10 protein-coding genes and 1 tRNA gene are annotated in these 18,053 nt (G+C 42.7%); 3 read left to right on the top strand and 8 right to left on the bottom strand.

Annotated features, from left to right (window positions below; all coding sequences use genetic code 11):
- Window positions 1-216 precede the first annotated feature (216 nt).
- The 3 genes from pyrB (at window position 217) to HFD85_RS08235 (ending at window position 1,888) form a co-directional block, all read left to right on the top strand.
- Complete coding sequence (gene pyrB / locus HFD85_RS08225) at window positions 217-1,125, top strand: aspartate carbamoyltransferase (protein WP_167607556.1); 909 nt, start codon at window positions 217-219, stop codon at window positions 1,123-1,125.
- Between the two features lie 7 nt (window positions 1,126-1,132).
- Window positions 1,133-1,609, top strand: coding sequence for an aspartate carbamoyltransferase regulatory subunit (pyrI, locus tag HFD85_RS08230; protein ID WP_167607559.1), 477 nt, complete (start codon window positions 1,133-1,135; stop codon window positions 1,607-1,609).
- Between the two features lie 192 nt (window positions 1,610-1,801).
- Window positions 1,802-1,888: transfer RNA gene (locus HFD85_RS08235), tRNA-Leu, on the top strand.
- A gap of 502 nt (window positions 1,889-2,390) precedes the next feature.
- Here the strand turns inward: HFD85_RS08235 and HFD85_RS08240 are convergent.
- From HFD85_RS08240 to HFD85_RS08275, 8 genes are all read right to left on the bottom strand, one after another.
- The gene (locus HFD85_RS08240; protein ID WP_167607561.1) at window positions 2,391-5,255 is read right to left on the bottom strand and encodes a TIM-barrel domain-containing protein; all 2,865 of its coding nucleotides are present in this window, start codon (window positions 5,253-5,255) and stop codon (window positions 2,391-2,393) included.
- A gap of 355 nt (window positions 5,256-5,610) precedes the next feature.
- On the bottom strand, window positions 5,611-6,537 hold the full coding sequence (locus HFD85_RS08245) for an alpha/beta hydrolase (RefSeq protein ID WP_167607564.1): 927 nt from the start codon (window positions 6,535-6,537) through the stop codon (window positions 5,611-5,613).
- A gap of 2 nt (window positions 6,538-6,539) precedes the next feature.
- Window positions 6,540-8,327, bottom strand: coding sequence for a glycoside hydrolase family 2 protein (locus tag HFD85_RS08250; protein WP_206081912.1), 1,788 nt, complete (start codon window positions 8,325-8,327; stop codon window positions 6,540-6,542).
- A 71-nt stretch (window positions 8,328-8,398) separates the two neighbouring features.
- Window positions 8,399-9,946 (bottom strand): alpha-L-fucosidase, encoded by a 1,548-nt coding sequence (locus tag HFD85_RS08255; protein ID WP_167607566.1) that lies wholly within the window; start codon window positions 9,944-9,946, stop codon window positions 8,399-8,401.
- Window positions 9,947-10,049: 103 nt separating this feature from the next.
- A complete protein-coding gene (locus HFD85_RS08260; RefSeq protein WP_167607568.1) occupies window positions 10,050-12,473 on the bottom strand; it encodes a glycoside hydrolase family 2 TIM barrel-domain containing protein in 2,424 nt (807 codons plus the stop codon).
- Window positions 12,474-12,599: 126 nt separating this feature from the next.
- Complete coding sequence (locus tag HFD85_RS08265) at window positions 12,600-14,126, bottom strand: alpha-N-arabinofuranosidase (protein WP_167607570.1); 1,527 nt, start codon at window positions 14,124-14,126, stop codon at window positions 12,600-12,602.
- A gap of 148 nt (window positions 14,127-14,274) precedes the next feature.
- Window positions 14,275-15,912 carry an alpha-L-fucosidase gene (locus HFD85_RS08270; protein WP_167607572.1) on the bottom strand — a complete coding sequence of 546 codons (1,638 nt, stop codon included), beginning with the start codon at window positions 15,910-15,912 and terminating at the stop codon, window positions 14,275-14,277.
- 13 nt (window positions 15,913-15,925) lie between these two features.
- Window positions 15,926-17,968: a beta-galactosidase gene (locus tag HFD85_RS08275; protein WP_167607575.1), complete on the bottom strand. Its 2,043-nt coding sequence runs from the start codon at window positions 17,966-17,968 to the stop codon at window positions 15,926-15,928.
- Window positions 17,969-18,053 lie beyond the last annotated feature (85 nt).

Genomic DNA, 18,053 nt, shown 5'->3' on the forward strand with positions numbered 1-18,053 from the left:
TATTCCTGACTACTTTTCTTAAACGGGGCATTAACAGCCTCACTAAGTGGGTTCTATTTCCTTACCGTTGCATCAGACGATTTTTAAAAGCAATCGTGTTTCTCAATAAAAAAGTAAAAACTTTTTTTCTGATCACTGAAAACCAACATTTTGTTTCCAAAAATGTTGGTTTTTTTCTGTCATTACAAACAACCAATAAAATCAATATTTAAGGCAATGAAGAAGGATTTAATTTCGATTACCGATTTCTCGAAGGACGAATACCTGAGGATCATGGAGCTGGCGGCAGATTTTGAAGCCAATCCTAACCAGGACCTTTTAAAAGGTAAAGTTGTAGCATCGTTGTTTTTTGAACCTTCTACACGTACACGTTTGAGTTTCGAAACTGCCATCAGTCGTTTGGGGGGACGTATTGTTGGCTTTGCCGATCCCGACAGCTCAAGTGCTACGAAAGGAGAAACCTTGCACGATACTATTAAGATGGTATGTAACTACGCCGACCTGATCGTTATGCGACATCCGCTCGAAGGCGCCTCGCGTTATGCAGCAGAAGTGTCTTCGGTTCCGGTTATCAATGCAGGCGACGGTGCGAACCAGCACCCAACGCAAACGCTGCTCGACATGTATTCAATACTAAAAACGCAGGGCACGCTCGATAACCTGAACCTGTTTATGGTGGGCGATCTGAAATACGGGCGCACTGTTCATTCGCTGTTACAGGCCATGTCAGAATTCGAAAATCCGATCTTCAATTTTATTGCACCAGAAAATCTACAAATGCCACCCGGCTATAAACATCACCTCGATGTTAGGGGTATCCGTTATTTTGAGCACGAAGAATTCACGGATATTATTTCGGAAGCCGATATCATTTATATGACCAGGGTTCAGAAAGAGCGCTTTTCCGATCCGATTGAATACGAAAAGGTAAAAGACGTTTACATTCTTAACAAGGCCATGCTCGAGAAAACCAAGCCTAACGTTCGTATCCTTCATCCGCTGCCGAGGGTAAACGAGATCAGCACTGATGTTGATTCAAGCGAAAAAGCCTACTATTTCGAACAGGCACGAAACGGCGTTTTTGCACGCGAGGCCATTATTTCACACGTCATGAACCTTAAATAAACGAACAATGGAAGCCAACGATAATTCAAAAAAGAAACTAAAATTAAAAGTCAGTGCCATTAAAGAAGGTACTGTAATCGATCACATTCCGGCTAAAAACCTGTTTAAGGTTATAAGCATTCTTGGGCTTGATAAAATTGAGAACCAGATCACTTTTGGCACGAACCTCGACAGTGGTAAGCTGGGAGCTAAAGCCATTATTAAAGTATCGGACGTGTTTTTCGAAGACCGCGAGATTAATAAGATTGCATTGATCGCTCCACATGCCAAACTGAATATCATACGCGATTATGAGGTTGTGGAGAAGAAAATTGTTGAAACACCCGAGAAAATAACCGGGATCGTAAAATGTTTCAATCCGAAATGTATCACTAACCACGAGAAAATTACTACCTGTTTCACCGTAATCAAGAAATCGCCAATTGCCTTAAAATGCAAGTATTGCGAAAAGATTACAAACCTCGACCAAATCAAAATGGTATAATTTTTTCTCGTCAACAGATAAATCCGCTTTTTGTATTTGCAGAGAGCGGATTTTTTATATATTTGCACGTCCAAAATCGAAGGGGAAACACCCCGAAAGATTGGGAAAGTTCAAAAACAAAATGTCCTGTTGACGGCCCCGATATCCCGAGAGTTATCGGAAGGAAGTAGACGAGGAATTTGAAACATAAATGCCCAGTTGGCGGAATTGGTAGACGCGCTAGTTTCAGGGACTAGTATCCGTATGGATGTGAAGGTTCGAGTCCTTTACTGGGCACCAATAAAAAAAGCAACGATCTTATTTTCAGATTGTTGCTTTTTTATTTTCCATTTAAATATAAATATAATATAAATATTTTAATTCAATATTCAACTTTATTGCCTCTGATTCATAATCATGAGGTCGGCGGTTCAAGCCCGCCTCTCGCTACTGAAAGTCAAGGGGTTGCAAAAGTAAGATTTGCAACCTCTTTCTATTTGCACACAATTTGCACACATTCTTATGACAAATAAACAAATTTATAAAGTTTCATTCTCAAAATATTTAAAAATTGTGGTTTCAGGGCTTCCTGAATATCATCGTCATAGCCTTCTAAAATACTTTTGTCGCAAAAAAAATCCCGGGAGTTCTCACCCCCGGGAAATTTCCCTATTTTAAATAGGGACGACTAATAAAAAAACTAAACTATGGTACTCAACGTGGCGTAATATTTTAAATGACCTACCTTCTTCACCAGTTGATATCCCCAAAAAAGAAGGATATTTTCCCATATTTTTCTAAATTATAGATTGATTTTTAGCTTATGACCATCGTAATCGACATACTGACCTGTTGCATCAACTTTGAAGCCTTGAGCCTTGTCTTTACTTACTTGTACGACCACAAACGATCTCTTTTTAAGCATCCCGTCAAATTCTCCTTCCCTGTCTCCAATTGTCAGTGTCCCTTCAGCTTCGTTATAGGTGAATGGAATATTAGAGTAAGCTCCTTTCTCATAGTTGTAATTTGTTCCTTCATCTTCATAAAGAGTGAAAGCGCCATCCTGCCCGCGATAAACATATAACATGATTTTTGCGGCCGGCTTCTCGTCGGTGTATTGAATTTCAGGTCCAACCGGAATGATGGAGCCTGCTTTTACAAACAACGGTATCCTTTCATAAGGCGCTTCAACAGTCATTTTTTGACCACCGGCAATGTACTCTCCCGAATAAAAATCATACCAGCCGCTCTTATCGGGGAAATAAACATTCCGTTGTCTGGCTTTATAATGATATACCGGACAAACCATCAAAGCCGGCCCAAACATAAATTGGTCGTCAATGTTTTGCACCTCTGTGTCGGACGAAAAATCCATGACCAATGGACGCATGATGGTATAATCGTTGAACCAGGTCATACCGGCCATTGTATAGATATATGGCATTAACCGGTAGCGCAGATTGGTATAATACAAAATTGAATTATAAGCTGGCTCACCTTTCGGCGCAATATTCCACATTTCGCGGAACGGGTACTGCCCGTGCGAGCGGTATAAGGGAGCAAATGATCCGAATTGGTACCAACGGGTATTCAACTCACGCCATTCGTTATAATCAGCATTTACTTTTTCGGTTTTATTGTACTCCATCTGTCCGGCAACATAACGGTCTTCGACACAGAAGCCGCCAATGTCCATTGTCCAATAAGGGACGCCGCTTATCGAGAAATTTAAGCCTGCAGAAATTTGCGCTTTCATATCCTCCCAGCGAGTGCCAATGTCGCCGCTCCAGGTTGCAGTTGAATACCGTTGTAAACCGGCAAAACCGGAACGGGTAAGCAGGAAAACTCGTTTATTGGCGTCGACGCTGCGTTGTCCGTCGTAAATAGCTTCGGCATTCATCAAAGCGTATGTATTGAAATATTCTGCTGAAGGACCCAAAGCAGTCGGCCCGCATAAGGCTTTCCGGTATTTCATATCAGTGCAGTCGAGTACGTTCGGTTCGCTGGCATCCATCCACCAGGCGTCAATCCCTAAAGGATATAACTTATCATAGATTTGTTTCCAAAATAGCTTCCTGGCTCCGGCTGAATAGGCATCGTAAAACGAACCAACATAGCCCGGGCCGACCCAGTCGCGGATGCTGTCTTTTACTGCTTGCCGGTACATCCATCCTTTTTCATCAAATTCCTTGAAATGTTCGGTCGTAGCATAAAACTTTGGCCACACCGAAATCATCATCCGCCCGTTCATGCTATGAATGGAATCGACCATTGCTTTGGGGTCGGGGAAACGTTTCTCGTCAAACTCATGGCTGCCCCATTCGCTTTCTCGCCAGTAATTCCAATCCAAAACAATGTTGTCGATAGGAATTTTCCGCTCTCTGAATTCTTTTAGTGTTGAAAGTATTTCATCCTGTGTTTTATACCGTTCCCGGCTTTGCCAAAAGCCCATAGCCCATTTAGGCATGATTTGCGATTTTCCGGTGAGTTTCCGGTACCCTTTGATGATTTCATCCATCGAACTGCCGTACACAAAATAGTAATTCAGTTCTTTATTCATTTCGCTCCACCAGACCTGACTGCTCTGTTCCTCCTCAGGAAGAGGCGTTTGAACACGCAGGCCGAAGTACGATCTTCCGCCGTCAGGCTTCCACTCAACACGCAGCGGCACACGTTTCCCGGCCTCAAGCTCAAACTCAAATTTGTAACTATTAGGGTTCCAGGCAGTCCTCCAACGTTCCGGCACTACCAATTCATTATTCACGTACACTTTCACATATCCGGCGTAATACAGGATAAAACGGTAGGTTCCGCTTTGTGGCGCTTCAATCTCTCCTTCATAAGTTACATTGGCCCCTTTCAACGGAAAATTTTCAGGAAGATTCTTAATGGTTTTTACATCTTCAAAATACAGCGAATCTTCTTTGCGTTCCAATCGCTGTAATTCATTATTAAAAGGCAGATAAGTTCCGGTCAAGCTGCCTGGCTGACTATTTTTATCATACAATTTAAAAACCCTGTTTAGCTGCTGGTAGTCACGACTGTCGCCAAAGCGGCTTAATGAATAGCTGTCCCACAAAAGCCCATAGTTTTTGTTGGAAACAATAAAGGGCACCGAAACTTTAGTATTGTATTGAAATAATTCTTCGCTTTTTCCTTTATAGTTGAACTCGTCCGACTGATGTTGTCCCAATCCGTAGAATGCCTCATCGACAGGCGAATCGAACAATTGCCGAACCGAATAGGCGTTTGTACCTTCTACTTCAATAGGAGTGAACGTTTTGCCTCCTCCTGACTTCTCAGCCAGGATTACCACTCCATTTTTGTTTTTAAATTTCACACCTCCGTCCGATTTCGAAACGGCAACAATCAATCGGGAAGTGCTCAACACAATTGAGTCTTTCCCATCTTCAACCTGATAAGGTACCGTTTGAATACAAGGAATGATAATAAGGCTTGAATCCGTCGGGAATTCGTCATCGGGGGTTGCTGACACGTGAATCAATTCATCGCTCAGCACCTGTATGCGTAACTTGTTCGCTTTAGTTTTTCTGGTTTGTTCCAGATTTAAAATTATACCGTCATCTGTTATTATATATTGTGGCTGAGAGCACGCTGCAAATAACCATACGGAAAAGACATATACAAGTATTCTTTTGTTTTTCATTAGAAGTTCTATTGGTTTAAATTTAACAGCTCTAATTTCAGCAAAAGACAGCAAGCGAAGGGGTCTTTATGTGTCGAAGAGTGTATTACAATGTAGTTATTACTGAACAGAAATGGTTTTAAATAATTATCATCCGATTAATAGTCTGTAATATTTCTGGAGGAATACGGCCATAATCAAGGACATTGGCATTAATATCCGCATTTTGCAGGCAACAAAAACCATAGCCCGGAGAGGGGTATGAGAAACGAACTAAAATATTGAACGTTATCATATCCCTCTCCTGTGAAAGCCAATAAAATCCTAAATTCTGACAATCAACGCGAAATAATTAGCAAAACAAGCCCGAATGCCATCAAAAACCATTTGCTTCAAGCCATTTACGACAGGCTTCAGTCCATGTGCCTTCTGTATTTGCCGGATGGCTCATGCCATATCCATGTCCGCCCGATTCATAAATATGAAGTTCGCAGGGTACATCATGTTTTTTCAGCGCTAATGCATAATCGATACTGTTCTGCACCGGAACGACATCATCGTCGAATGAATGCACCAAAAATGCCGGTGGAGTTTGCTCATTTACCTGGTACTCATTGGAAAAATGCTTCACCTGTTCCGGCGTAGAATTGTTGCCAAGCAAATTCAGGCGTGAGCCCCAATGGGTAATTGTCGAATCCATCGAGATTACCGGATAAATAAGCAAGGAGAAGTCGGGCCGGGCGCTGATCGAATCTTCGGGTTCATACACTTTCTCATTATAATGGGTTGAAATTGTGGATGCTACGTGTCCCCCCGCAGAAAATCCCATGATGCCGATCTTATCAGGATTAATTCCCCATTCTTTGGCATGGCGCCTGACGAACCGAATCGCTCTCTGCCCGTCTTGCAGGGGGCCAATCGATTTGTTTTCCATGATGACATCGTCAGGCTGACGGTAAGTCAACACGAAAGCGGTTATACCCAAGCTGTTGAACCATTGGGCCATCTGCAGCCCTTCATGCCGGATGGCAAGTCCTGAATACCCGCCTCCCGGACAAATAACAACTGCCGTACCCGTTGCCTTTTCCTCCGAAGCAGGGTAAAAATAGAGGTCGGGACTGACAATGGAATGTTTATCGACCCAGCCTGCCGTTGTATCGACATTCTGTTTGAATTCTTCACTCTTGATTGCTCCGGGAACTTTCCCATTCCAAAGGTCAATAACTTTGTTTTGGGCTGAAAGACTCCCGATTGTGGCTACCAGGCCAACAAATGCCACAACTAATTTTTTAAAATCTAACATTCTTATTTTCTTTTATAGTATTCGTTCATAATATACCACGCTTTCTTTTTCTCTCCATTTTCGGATATCAAGCCTTTCCGGTTGTAGCCATTTTGGTAAACCTGGTTCATCCGGCTTAACGACCGGTAGTCGAACAACAGCCACGGGCACACCCCGCACAGATTGGGAACAATGCCGAACATTTCAGTCTGATCCTTGTAGATTTTCTCCTGATAGGCTTCTGTCCAGTACGCTGCCTCATCGATTGGGCCACCAGTGCTACCAAACAAAGCTTCGCCGCCAAACTCGGAAATAAATACAGGTTTGTCGGGGAAAGCTACATTCCATTTTGTTTCCGATGGTTTGCCTTGCCAAGGTTTGTACCAACCAACATACTCATTAATGGCTATCAGTTCGGAATAGTTGTAAAGTGGATCCCACACCTTAAAGGTATTGTTGTTGTATCCGTGAGTATTTATCACGTGTACAATCAACCGGGTTGAATCCAAAGCCCTGCACTTTTGAGTTAGCTCAATAAGCGCCTCGTTGCGGTTTGGTGTTCCGGGATAGGTTTCGTTCGAAAGACACCAAATGGCAACTCCACAGTGATTTTTGTCGCGACGAATCATCTCGTTTAACATGGTCTCCAGTTTTTGAGGAACAAGGCTATCGGAAAACTGAATATGCTGATACACCGGCAACTCATCCCAGACCATGATTCCCATTCGCTCTGCTTGTTTAACCATGTTTTCACTGTGAGGATAATGGACTAATCTCACCAGGTTACACCCTAATTCTTTTGCAGCGTTCAATAATTTCCCGGCATCCTCAGCAGTATAAGCCCTCGCAGCTTTTGATGGGTTTTCTTCGTGAATATTTACTGCTTTCAGAAAAATTTCTTTGTTATTCAACAGTACTTTGTTTCCCAGTACTTCAACGCTCCTGAAACCAATATCGTCGGCAAGGGTATCGGTTTCACTTTCAACCATTACCTTGTAAAGCTTCGGGTTTTCGGGCGACCAAAGTTTAAAAGCCGAGTTAAACTCAAGCTTTGCCCAACCTTCTTTATCGGTTTTTGTACGATATTCCAGATTCTGTTCAGGAATTTTAACCACAATATCCTGTTTAAGCTTGTTCCCGTTCAGTTTTACCCAGCCAGAAACGGTGTTTAAGCTCCCCTTCTTGAGCTGAATGAAGTAATCTTCAACAAAAGTTTCGTTGGTTTCGATTAAATCCACATCGCGGGTAATTCCACCATAATTGAACCAGTCGTAACCGGTACCGGGCAAACCGTTGCCCAAACGCTTGTTGTCAACCTTTACAACAATGGTGTTGCTACCATCCTTTACTTTACCTGTAATTTCAAACTGAAAAGGGGTAAAACCGCCTTCGTGGCTTCCCAGCTTTTCGCCGTTAAGGTACACATCGGCCAAATAATATACCGCCCCGAAATGCAAAAACAATCGCTTGTCTGCCTTCACGGAATAGTTAAATTGTTTTTTGTACCAAACCGTTCCTTCAAAATAAGTCAGCTCGCATAATTGCGAGTTAAAATCGCCCGGCACCTGCAACTCTGGGCCCCCTTCAAATGAATATTCCACAAAATCTGTCTTCTTTTGTGGCTTCTTTTCCTGCCATACCTGTTTCCCTTCGCCAACCCCTATTGGGTCGATAATGACTGTCCATTTGCCATTTAAACTTGTCGTTTTTCTTGCCTGAACATTAATCATGGCCGTTTGGGCATTTGCACTGCCTGCGAAAAAAATAAAAATCAAAAAGACTAACATCCATTCTTTTACTTCTGTCTTCATGTATTCCTTTATTTTAAAATATTGTTTCCCTTATAATTTGCCAGGTAGTTCAGGGAAGTAACTGTTTAATCCTATATAAACTCAACTTTAAAAACGGTCGCAATTTCATCCATAGCTTCAGCACTGGGTGTTGTAAGCGTCAATTTATTTTCGCTGGCCGACCATTTTAACTCTTCGCCACTTCCAACCACGCTAACTCGTTTGATATTCTGCCCCGGATTTGTCTCGAATACATGCTCCAACCCGATTTCTTTGCCAGAGTCGGGCAAACCCAATAAATAAACATACAGGGTATTTCCATCTTTCGATTTGGCAAAACGAACATCGTCTTTTGTGTATTTCATGGTAGCTGATTGTCCGCCAAAATGACCTTTCTCAAATTCAGCAATTCCGTAGCCAAAAACAGAATGTACACGCGTATTGTACACCGCTTCCTTGTGTTTCTTAATCCATTCACCAATTGTAAGTAAAACGTCTTGCTGTTCTTGCGGGATGATGCCATTGGCCATTGGAGATACATTTAACAGTACCACGCCTTTTTTACTCCACACGTCAATCATATTACGTATTATTAAATCGGCTTTTTTGTATTTCAGGCCATTGGTGTAGCACCAACTACCATCACTAATGGTTATATCGGTTAGCCAGTATTTTTCCGAAATTTCTGTTTTCCCGCCCTGCTCAATGTCAAGAAGAGCCACACTATCAGGTAAGTCTTCCTGTTTATAAAAAGTTATCGGTTCCTGGCCGCGTTTTAAGGCTGTATTGTAATGATGGGCCACCATTTTTTGCCGGTATTCTTCAGGAACCATATCCAGCCACGAATCAAACCAAATCATATCCGGGGCATATTTATCAACTACTTCATTTACCTGTCCCAACCAACGGTCGTGAAACTCATTAACGGGAATGTTGCCGTACAGGTATTTAAGCTTTTCATCTTTGGTACTTGTAATTCCATTGGGGTCGTAGGCGAAATGACTATCAAAACCAACCTGACCGCTATTGGCCCAATGGACACTGTCGTTGGCATAACGTTGCAGGTTTCGCGCATGATGGAAGGTTGCTATGGTTTTCATATCGCGCTTTTTAAGCTCCGATAACAGCTCTCCGGCAATGTCCTTTTCAGGCCCCATATCTGCAGCATTCCACGGATTTATTTCACTATCCCACATGGCAAAACCATCGTGATGTTGCGCAGCCAGGCCGGCAAATTTGGCTCCGGCATTTTGAAACAGGTCGGCCCACTCCGCGGCATTAAAATGTTCGGCCTTAAACAAAGGGATAAAATCATGATAATCAAAATCAGCTCCGTAGTTTTTCACATGGTAATCGCGAATTTCCGCTCCCCAATGTTCTTTTTCAAGCTTGGTATAGTACATCCATGCAGGATACCATTCGGAACTGAAAGCAGGTACGGAATAAATTCCCCAGTGGAAATAAATCCCGAGTTTGGCATCTTTAAACCATTCGGGTTGACTGTTGTGTTGGGCTAACGATTCCCAGGTTGGCTCGTAAACATTCACCTCCTGTTTGGTTTGTTTCGAACTGCAATTAATTAAGGTGCAAGCTGTAGCCAACAGGCTAACTGCTCTTAAAGTTCTTTTAAGTTTATTCATTTATTCAGTTTTTATTGGATGATAACTGCTCTGTTTCTTAAGTATTAAACGAAATGGTACTAATTTATCAAACGCAAACCTATAATAAGCCTGCTTGCCCGAATTATTTTGCTGTCAGAATAGCTGATGTCACCGGAAGCGAACCACTTTGGGCTGTTATTTTTATTTCTCCTTTCCCAGAGGTTGATTGTATTACAGCCAGGCATTTTCCCTGATAAGCTTCCATTTCTCTGCCTTTAAACGGGGTATGACTTTTCTGGCTGCCATTGCCTACGGCCAGAAGTTTTCCGGCACCGCTCACTTCAAATTCAATCAGGTTGTCGGCAAACGGAACAGGCACGTTATTGGCATCAAGCAATTGAACCGTTACATAGCTTAAGTCCTGCCTGTTTGCTTTTATGATCTGACGGTCGGGAGTGAGCACTATCTTCGCAGGTTCGCCGGCTGTTTGTGCGACACAGGTAACGGTTTTGCCGTCTTCTGTTTTTCCTACAGCCTCTAATATCCCCGGTTCGTATGGCACTTCAAAAAACAAAAAAGCTTCGTTATTTAGATCCCATTTACGGGAGCCCAACGATTTTCCGTTTAATTTTAATTCCACATCAGGCACGTTGGTATAAACGTGAATGGCCAGCGTGTCGCCAATGGTTTCGTGGTTCCAATGCGCTTCAACCTTAGGCCAGTTCCAAAACGAAGACCTATTTCTGTTACGTGCCGATTTATCGGTTTGAACAGCAATGTAAACCATGGGCTCATCGTTCCATAACGACTTGCGGAACCAATAGCCGGGTTTTGGATTGCCACACATGTCTATCACACCACAATCGGCACCACGCCAAGGCCAGTTGGGCCATGTTTTCCAAAATTCAAAGCCGGTACCAACATGCCCGATGCCTGCTTCGCCAAGATAGTCAAAACCGGTCCACAAGAACTCGCCTGCCACATAATCTTCTAACTGGCCATCGAGCCATTGCTGGTATGAGCGCATTTGCCACGCTTTGTGATCGTGATACGGGTACATCACCGTTTCGGAACCATAAATCACCCGGTTAGGATATTTTTCGTGGTCTTCCTTATAAAAAGCTTCCTGGTAGTTGTATCCTACAATATCGAGCAAATTAAGCACGCCAAAAGAGTTGAAGTTTACAATTTCGTTACAGGCCAGGGTAAAAGGCCGCGTATTGTCGTGTTTTTTGGCTGCATCCAGCAGCATGGGGATAATTTTCTGCGCACTGTCCTTGTTGTATTGTTCGCGCAATTCGTTGCCTATGCTCCACGCAATTACCGAAGGATGGTTTCGGTCGCGCCGGATCCAGTTTTCCACGTCGCGCTGGTACCATTCTTCAAAATGAGGGGCGTAACCATGGAAAGTTTTTCCATCCATCCATTCGTCGAAAATCTCGTCAATAACCACAAATCCCAGGCTGTCGGCATAAGCAAGCAGTTCCGGCGATGGCGGATTATGACTCATTCTTAACGCATTGCATCCCATTTCTTTCAAAATTGAAAGTTGTCGCTTGTGGGTTTGATTGAACACTGCGGCCCCAAGCGGTCCGCCATCGTGATGGTTGTTCACCCCTTTGAGTTTTACATGCTTACCATTGAGCGAAAATCCTTTATTGGGATCGAACTGGAAAGTACGGACACCAAAAGCCGTTGTATAACTATCCACCACCTCATCGCCGCTCCATACTTCAACTTGCAGGCGGTACAAGTTGGGTGCTTCGATGGACCACAATTCAGGGCTGTCGATACGAATGTTTTGTGCTAACTTCTGCTGCTGACCCGCTTTAACATCAACACCGGTTTCCGATTTGGCAACTTCTTTATCTTCCGAATCAATGAACCGGGTCAACACGGTGCAAGGCTGATCGGTATCGTTGTCGTTATTTACTTCCACCGAAACATCTATACTGGCAGCGCTTTTGTTTACTTCCACAGTGTTAGCAAACACACCCCATTGGTTGATGTGTAGCTTATTTTTTGCAATGAGCCAAACATGGCGGAAAATGCCCGAGCCCGTGTACCAACGCGAATTTGGCTGTTCCGAAGTATTTACTTTAACCGCAATCAGGTTGTTTTCGCCAACCGGGTTTAAATAAGGTGTCAATTCGTAATAAAACGACGAATAGCCATAAGGACGAATTCCAAGATAATGGCCGTTAATCCATACCTCGCTGTTGCGGTAAACACCGTCGAACAAAATCCATAATTTCTTGTCAGCATACACCTTTTCCGTTACAAACTGTTTCCGGTACCAGCCAATTCCGCTATATGCGTAACCGCCACCGGCACCGGAGGTGTATGCCGAGTCGAAGGGATATTCGATGCTAAAATCATGTGGCACATCAAGTACGTGCCAGCCCGAATCGTCGAAACCGGGCTGTTCAGCCCCCGGCTGTTCGTTCAGTGCAAATTTCCAATCAAAATCGAAGGGAATTCTGGCATCATCTACCGTTTGATTGTTTTTGCAGGATGTGATTGCCAAAAGGCAAATCAAAATATAAGTTATTTCTATCTTATTCATTGTGTTGATTTAATATTGATTTATTCAGTAATCACAGCCACTTCTGCATAACAGCTACTCATTTTTACCCATTCAAATATTTATTTTATTGCCTTAGGATAAAGATTTTGAATGAGATTAAAATTCCTACTGCAACTGAAGCAACAATACAGAATGTGCAGGAATACTAATGTTTAGTTGTTTATCTCGAACTTCTGCCGTCGAAAAATCCGATAAGCTCACTTTTTCTTCTTTACCAAAATCGTTATAATCAGTATAACTATTACTTGTCAGAATTTTTGCATCTGCAACCTTTAGATCTTTATTCAACGAACAATTAATAGTAACTGTTTTATTCGGATTGGCATTGGTAATTGTAACGCTAACCACACCGTCTTTTTCAGAAGCAGAGGCTGTTATGGCCGGTATTGATTCTCCTTCAAATGAATAGTTTTCTGTTTGTAACTCTATAGGAACAAGGTTGGCATCCTGATGCACATTATACATTTTAAATATGTAATAAGTAGGCGTTTTAACCATTTCCTTACCCTTTGTAAGAATAGGTGACTGCAATACATTTACGATTTGTGCGATATTAGCCATGCTTATCATATCAGCATGATTATTAAATATGTTCAGGTTAATACCTGCAACCAATGCATCGCGAACCGTATTTTGCTGTTGCAAAAAACCGCCTTTTGTTCCGGGCAATTGATCATACCATGTTCCCCATTCATCAACAATTAGTTTAACTTTGCCTTCTTTGTCGTATTTACGCATTACTGCAAGATGTTGACTAATATAATCCTCAATTTTCATGGTTCCATGCAATGTTGAGAAATACATATCTTCTTCAAAATCTATTGATGATCCCTTGCTCCCCCAGTTACCGGTAGGCAACGTATAATAATGCATAGAAACACCTTGTGTAAGATTGAGTTTTCCTTGCAGTTTAGACATAATAGTCTCGGTCCAGTGTGTATCGTCGGCCGAAGGGCCGCATATCACCTTCTGATAACCATTACCCCTGATATAGGCGGAATAATTTCTGAAAAGATCGGCGTAATAACCAGGCGACATTTCTCCGCCACAGCCCCATGTTTCGTTGCCGATCCCCCAAAACTTCACATCCCAGGGATCTTCTCGTCCATTCTCTTTGCGCAGTTCTGTCATCGGACTTTCATCACTTGAGGTAACGTACTCTACCCACTCCATGGCTTCCTGAACAGAACCGGATCCAACATTTATACTCAAATAAGGCTCGGTACCAATCAATTCACAAAAATCTAAAAATTCATGAGTTCCGAAACTATTGTCTTCTGTTACCCCACCCCAGAAAACATTCACAATTGAGGGGCGATCTTCCTGTGGCCCTACGCCATCTTTCCAATGATAAGTATCTGCAAAACAACCTCCGGGCCACCTTAAAACAGGTACTTTCATTTCTTTTAAAGCTTCAACAACATCTTTTCTGTACCCATTAATGTTAGGTATTTCAGAATCTTTTCCAACATAAATTCCTTCATAAATACAAGTTCCTAAATGTTCAGAGAAGTGCCCATAAATTTCCTTGTTGATTTTAGGGCCTACAGAATCCACGTTTAACACAATTGTATTCTGTGCAAATACGTTCACTACAAATAGAGAACTGATAACCAATAAACTAATTTTCATATTTTGTTTTTTTTATTAACTGTATTTTTTTTAGTTCACATCCCTATCGACCACAGTTTTGCTATGCTATGCTACCCTGCACATCTGGTCGAACAATTACCGGGTGCTTTTTACAGCACTTAAATCACCGGCAACTAAACGATTTGTGTTATTCACTAAAAATTTTGAAGACAACAGCGATGTCATTAGGAATTGTTTTTGATTTTTCGATAACCAGCGATTCTGAGTTTTGATTCCACTTTAGTTTTTCATTGCTTCCCAGCATTTCTATTTTTTTGATTTTCAAATCGCAATTAGCAAGCGCTAATGATTTTATAGTTATTGTTTCTGAGGGAACTCCAAGTATCGTCGCGTAAAGAATGTCACCTTTTTGATTAAAGCGGATGTCCTTAGCAGTCATCTGAACTTTACCCTCGTTGAATCCCTGTTCCTTCATAGGGTTAACCTCTTCAACAGACGGCCCCTCACCAAACACAATCCACGGACGGGTATCAAAAATACTCTCCTTGTTCACTTCCATCCAGGCAGCAATTCCTTCAAGAACGGCTACTTCTCTGCTGTCAATAGAACCATCGCCGCGAACCGGTATATTCAGTAACAAGTTACCGTTTTTACTAACGATGTCCACCAGTGTGCGGACAACAGTTGCAGCCGATTTATAGGCATCGTCATCGTAGCGCCAGCGGCTGTAATGCCAATCGCCAATACAGGTGCAGGTTTGCCAGGCCAAATCCTGCCCTTTATCGGGGGCACCACGCTCAACATCCCATACCATGCACTTTTTCTGTTCGTCAGTCAAAATCTTCCCGAACAAAACGGCCTCCAGTTTGCCATTATGAGTTGCCATGTTGTGGTTGTAATAATGCGCCGCCAGCTTCAAGCCTGCATCGCTAACAGGATAAAGAGGAAGAGCGGTGTCATCAAAATAAATCAGGTCCGGATTATACTTGTTAATCAAATCCATCGTGCGATTGTAGAAATTCTGGCAGTATTCCTTTGAAGGCGGAGTAATAACACCTTTCTGCCATTCCCAGCCCCAGCCTTTACTCATCTCGTGGTTTTGGGCATACAGTTCCTGAGGGTCGAGTCCTTCCCACCAGGTACCTTTTCCATCTGCTTTGGTTAACTTACCATCATAAGATACCCCTTTGTACTGCCCGGTCGTATCGGCTCCCTGGGCAGTTTCGTAAAAAGTCCATGCATGGGATGCATGCACACTGATACCGAAAGGAAGTTGGTATTTCTTGGCAGCTTTGGCCCATCCCGTCATTATATCTTTTTTTGGTCCCACACGTACCGAATTCCATTCCTGGTACTTGCTGTCCCACAAATCAAGGTTATCGTGATGGTTAGCCATAGCAAAAAAGTATTGGGCACCGGTACGCTTATACAAGGCAACTAATTTCTCAGGGTTCCAGTTCTCGGCTTTCCAGTCGTGTATAACATCTTTAAAACCCACTTCCGAAGGATGTCCGTAATGTTCAACATGCCACTTGTAGTAGTCTGAGCCTTCATCATACATACCGCGAGCATACCAATCGCCACGTTCCGGCTGACACTGAGGCCCCCAATACGCCCAAATGCCAAACGTGGCGTTGTGGAACCACTCGGAAACCTCGTATTGACTAGGCGACTCCCAGGTAGGTTCAAACTTGCCTCGCTCAACAGGTTTTTTACTTTCATCTACAGGGGAAACATAAGTCTCCTGTGCCAATAAAGAAGAATAACAAAAGACACAAATAGCGGCAAAAAATATAGTTTTTATAGTAAGAGTTTGTGATTTCATTCCAACCAATCAATTAGTTTATTTCAATAAATTCAGGTTCGTACGGAGCAATGGTAAAGTTACCCGTGTACTCTTTATCAAAGAGAATGCTCTTCGATTTGCCATTCATTTTAATTTCCTTGGGTTCTCCACTCACATTCAAGTATAGGAAATGCCTATCGTCGATTTGCCTGGCCATTACACCTGAAGGCACATCAGGGCCTTTTTTGATGCCCAGTTCTTTGATCAGATCATCCACTATTCCGCCCAGCACGTTGCCGTTGGCTGGCAATCCAACATAAATTGCACGACCTTTACCGTAGTTGTTGATGGTCATTATTGGATAATCCTTGTCCAAACTGGTAAGCGTACCGATTACTTTTGCACTCTTAGGTTGAATGATATCAAACCTTGATGATTCAGTATCAATTGCTTTTCCCTTATAGCTGAATTCAAGCCTTTTGCCTTTGTAGCCTTTCCGCGAAATCTCGTTCATGGACTCAGTTTCTTCAAAGCTTGCCACTCTGATGCCAAATACATCGCTCAACATTCCGGGAAGTGTGGTTCTAAAAACCTGACCGGTGGTATCAACCATAGCTGAGTTCTCGGTCATAATCACAGTTCCCCCACCATTGACATAGTCACGTATTTTTTGGGCAGATATTGAATCCATCACCGTTACACCGGGCACAAACAAAAGCTTGTAATTGAGTTTACTTTGGCTTATTTCAAGCATTTTACAATCCATATTGCGCCAGTAAAACATACCCCAACATGCCTGTATCTGATTATCGTGTGACACCGGAAAAGTATTGCTTGCAATTTGACTTGGAAATGAATAGGCCAAGCCTACATCGGCCTTTAGTTTATACGGAAAATAATTTTCAATCTTTTTAAATTCAGTGGCAATCTGCTTGTACTCATTGTACTTGCGATTGGGTATTCCATCCCAGTCGATCATCCCTTCGAGGTATTGCTCTTCACCTGCCCACATGCTTTGCCAGGTCCAGCCGCAAACCATTTGGTTGCCATACATCAGGGTGGCGTAAGCCGATTTTCGTATCGAATTCGGGACAGCCGTCATAGTGGTGAATTCACTGCACCAGAATGGTTTTGTGCTTTCAAACCGGATACGGGAAATCCCAAACAAGGCGTTCATAACTCCCCAATTGGTTACAAGCGAATTGCCCGGATAAAAACCGCAACCGTGGCGTGTCATTTTTCCGGAATAGGCAATCTCGGAATAATCAAAATACTTCGAAGGGCTATAATACCAGGCATTGGTATTAGTCAGGGCATTCGGGGCGTTCGTGTTCACAACATCGAGTACTTTAAACAGGATGCCGTTTATCTCGTCTGAAATGAAACGTCTGAAATCGAGCATTTTTTCAGGAACATCGGTCAAATGAGTGGCTACCGGAAAGCCAATTTCTTCCCACTGGTTAAGCCTCCGCGACCACCGTTGACCAGCCCAGGCTTTGTTAAGATTATCGATGGTTGAATACCTGATTTTAAGCCAGTCGATAAAACGTTTCCGCACCGTTTCGGAATACGAAATTTTTCCGTCTCCCGATTCGTTGTCAATTCCAAAAGCCAGCAAAGCCGGATGATTGGCGTAGTGTTTCGTAAGCACATCGGTATACCGCAAGGCATATTTTTGGTAGTTTGGGTCGCCCACATCTTCCATATAACGATGATTGGGATAATGTACATCACCATTTTCATCAACTACATCAATCGATGGGAATTTTTGGTGCAACCAAATTGGCGCCGGTCGAATGGCGATATCGAGAATCACTTTTATCCCCGCCTCATCCATCATGTCCATCACCTGGTCAAACCATTCAAAATCAAACTTGCCTTCGGAAGGTTCGTAGCTATCCCAGGCCAGGTGTCCGAGTCGCACACAAGTAAAACCGGCATCTTTCATCAGCTGGATATCAGATTTGATTTTCTCCATGTTTTTATCATCATGCGGATGATAATTAGCTCCAACATACAATTGCTGTGCACTTCCCGCCAATACAAAAAACAATAATGCAGCGATGGAAAGTAAAAGGTTTGTTCTAAATCTCATAGTCTTTTTTTTAGTAACGAGGAGGCCATTCATTAAATTTTTTCTCCCTAACAATGACCTTTCTTTGTTTGCTTACACCTAATTA

It is taken from the genome of Maribellus sediminis (assembly GCF_011799805.1).
GTDB classification, from domain to species: Bacteria; Bacteroidota; Bacteroidia; order Bacteroidales; family Prolixibacteraceae; genus Draconibacterium; species Draconibacterium sediminis_A.

Bases quoted from the DNA above. Each gene is read 5' to 3' on its own strand.
- HFD85_RS08275 (WP_167607575.1), bottom strand. From the start codon at position 17,968: ATGAGATTTAGAACAAACCTTTTACTTTCCATCGCTGCATTATTGTTT.
- pyrI (WP_167607559.1), top strand. From the start codon at position 1,133: ATGGAAGCCAACGATAATTCAAAAAAGAAACTAAAATTAAAAGTCAGT.
- HFD85_RS08245 (WP_167607564.1), bottom strand. From the start codon at position 6,537: ATGTTAGATTTTAAAAAATTAGTTGTGGCATTTGTTGGCCTGGTAGCC.
- HFD85_RS08260 (WP_167607568.1), bottom strand. From the start codon at position 12,473: ATGAATAAGATAGAAATAACTTATATTTTGATTTGCCTTTTGGCAATC.
- HFD85_RS08265 (WP_167607570.1), bottom strand. From the start codon at position 14,126: ATGAAAATTAGTTTATTGGTTATCAGTTCTCTATTTGTAGTGAACGTA.
- HFD85_RS08240 (WP_167607561.1), bottom strand. From the start codon at position 5,255: ATGAAAAACAAAAGAATACTTGTATATGTCTTTTCCGTATGGTTATTT.
- pyrB (WP_167607556.1), top strand. From the start codon at position 217: ATGAAGAAGGATTTAATTTCGATTACCGATTTCTCGAAGGACGAATAC.
- HFD85_RS08250 (WP_206081912.1), bottom strand. From the start codon at position 8,327: ATGAAGACAGAAGTAAAAGAATGGATGTTAGTCTTTTTGATTTTTATT.
- HFD85_RS08270 (WP_167607572.1), bottom strand. From the start codon at position 15,912: ATGAAATCACAAACTCTTACTATAAAAACTATATTTTTTGCCGCTATT.
- HFD85_RS08255 (WP_167607566.1), bottom strand. From the start codon at position 9,946: ATGAATAAACTTAAAAGAACTTTAAGAGCAGTTAGCCTGTTGGCTACA.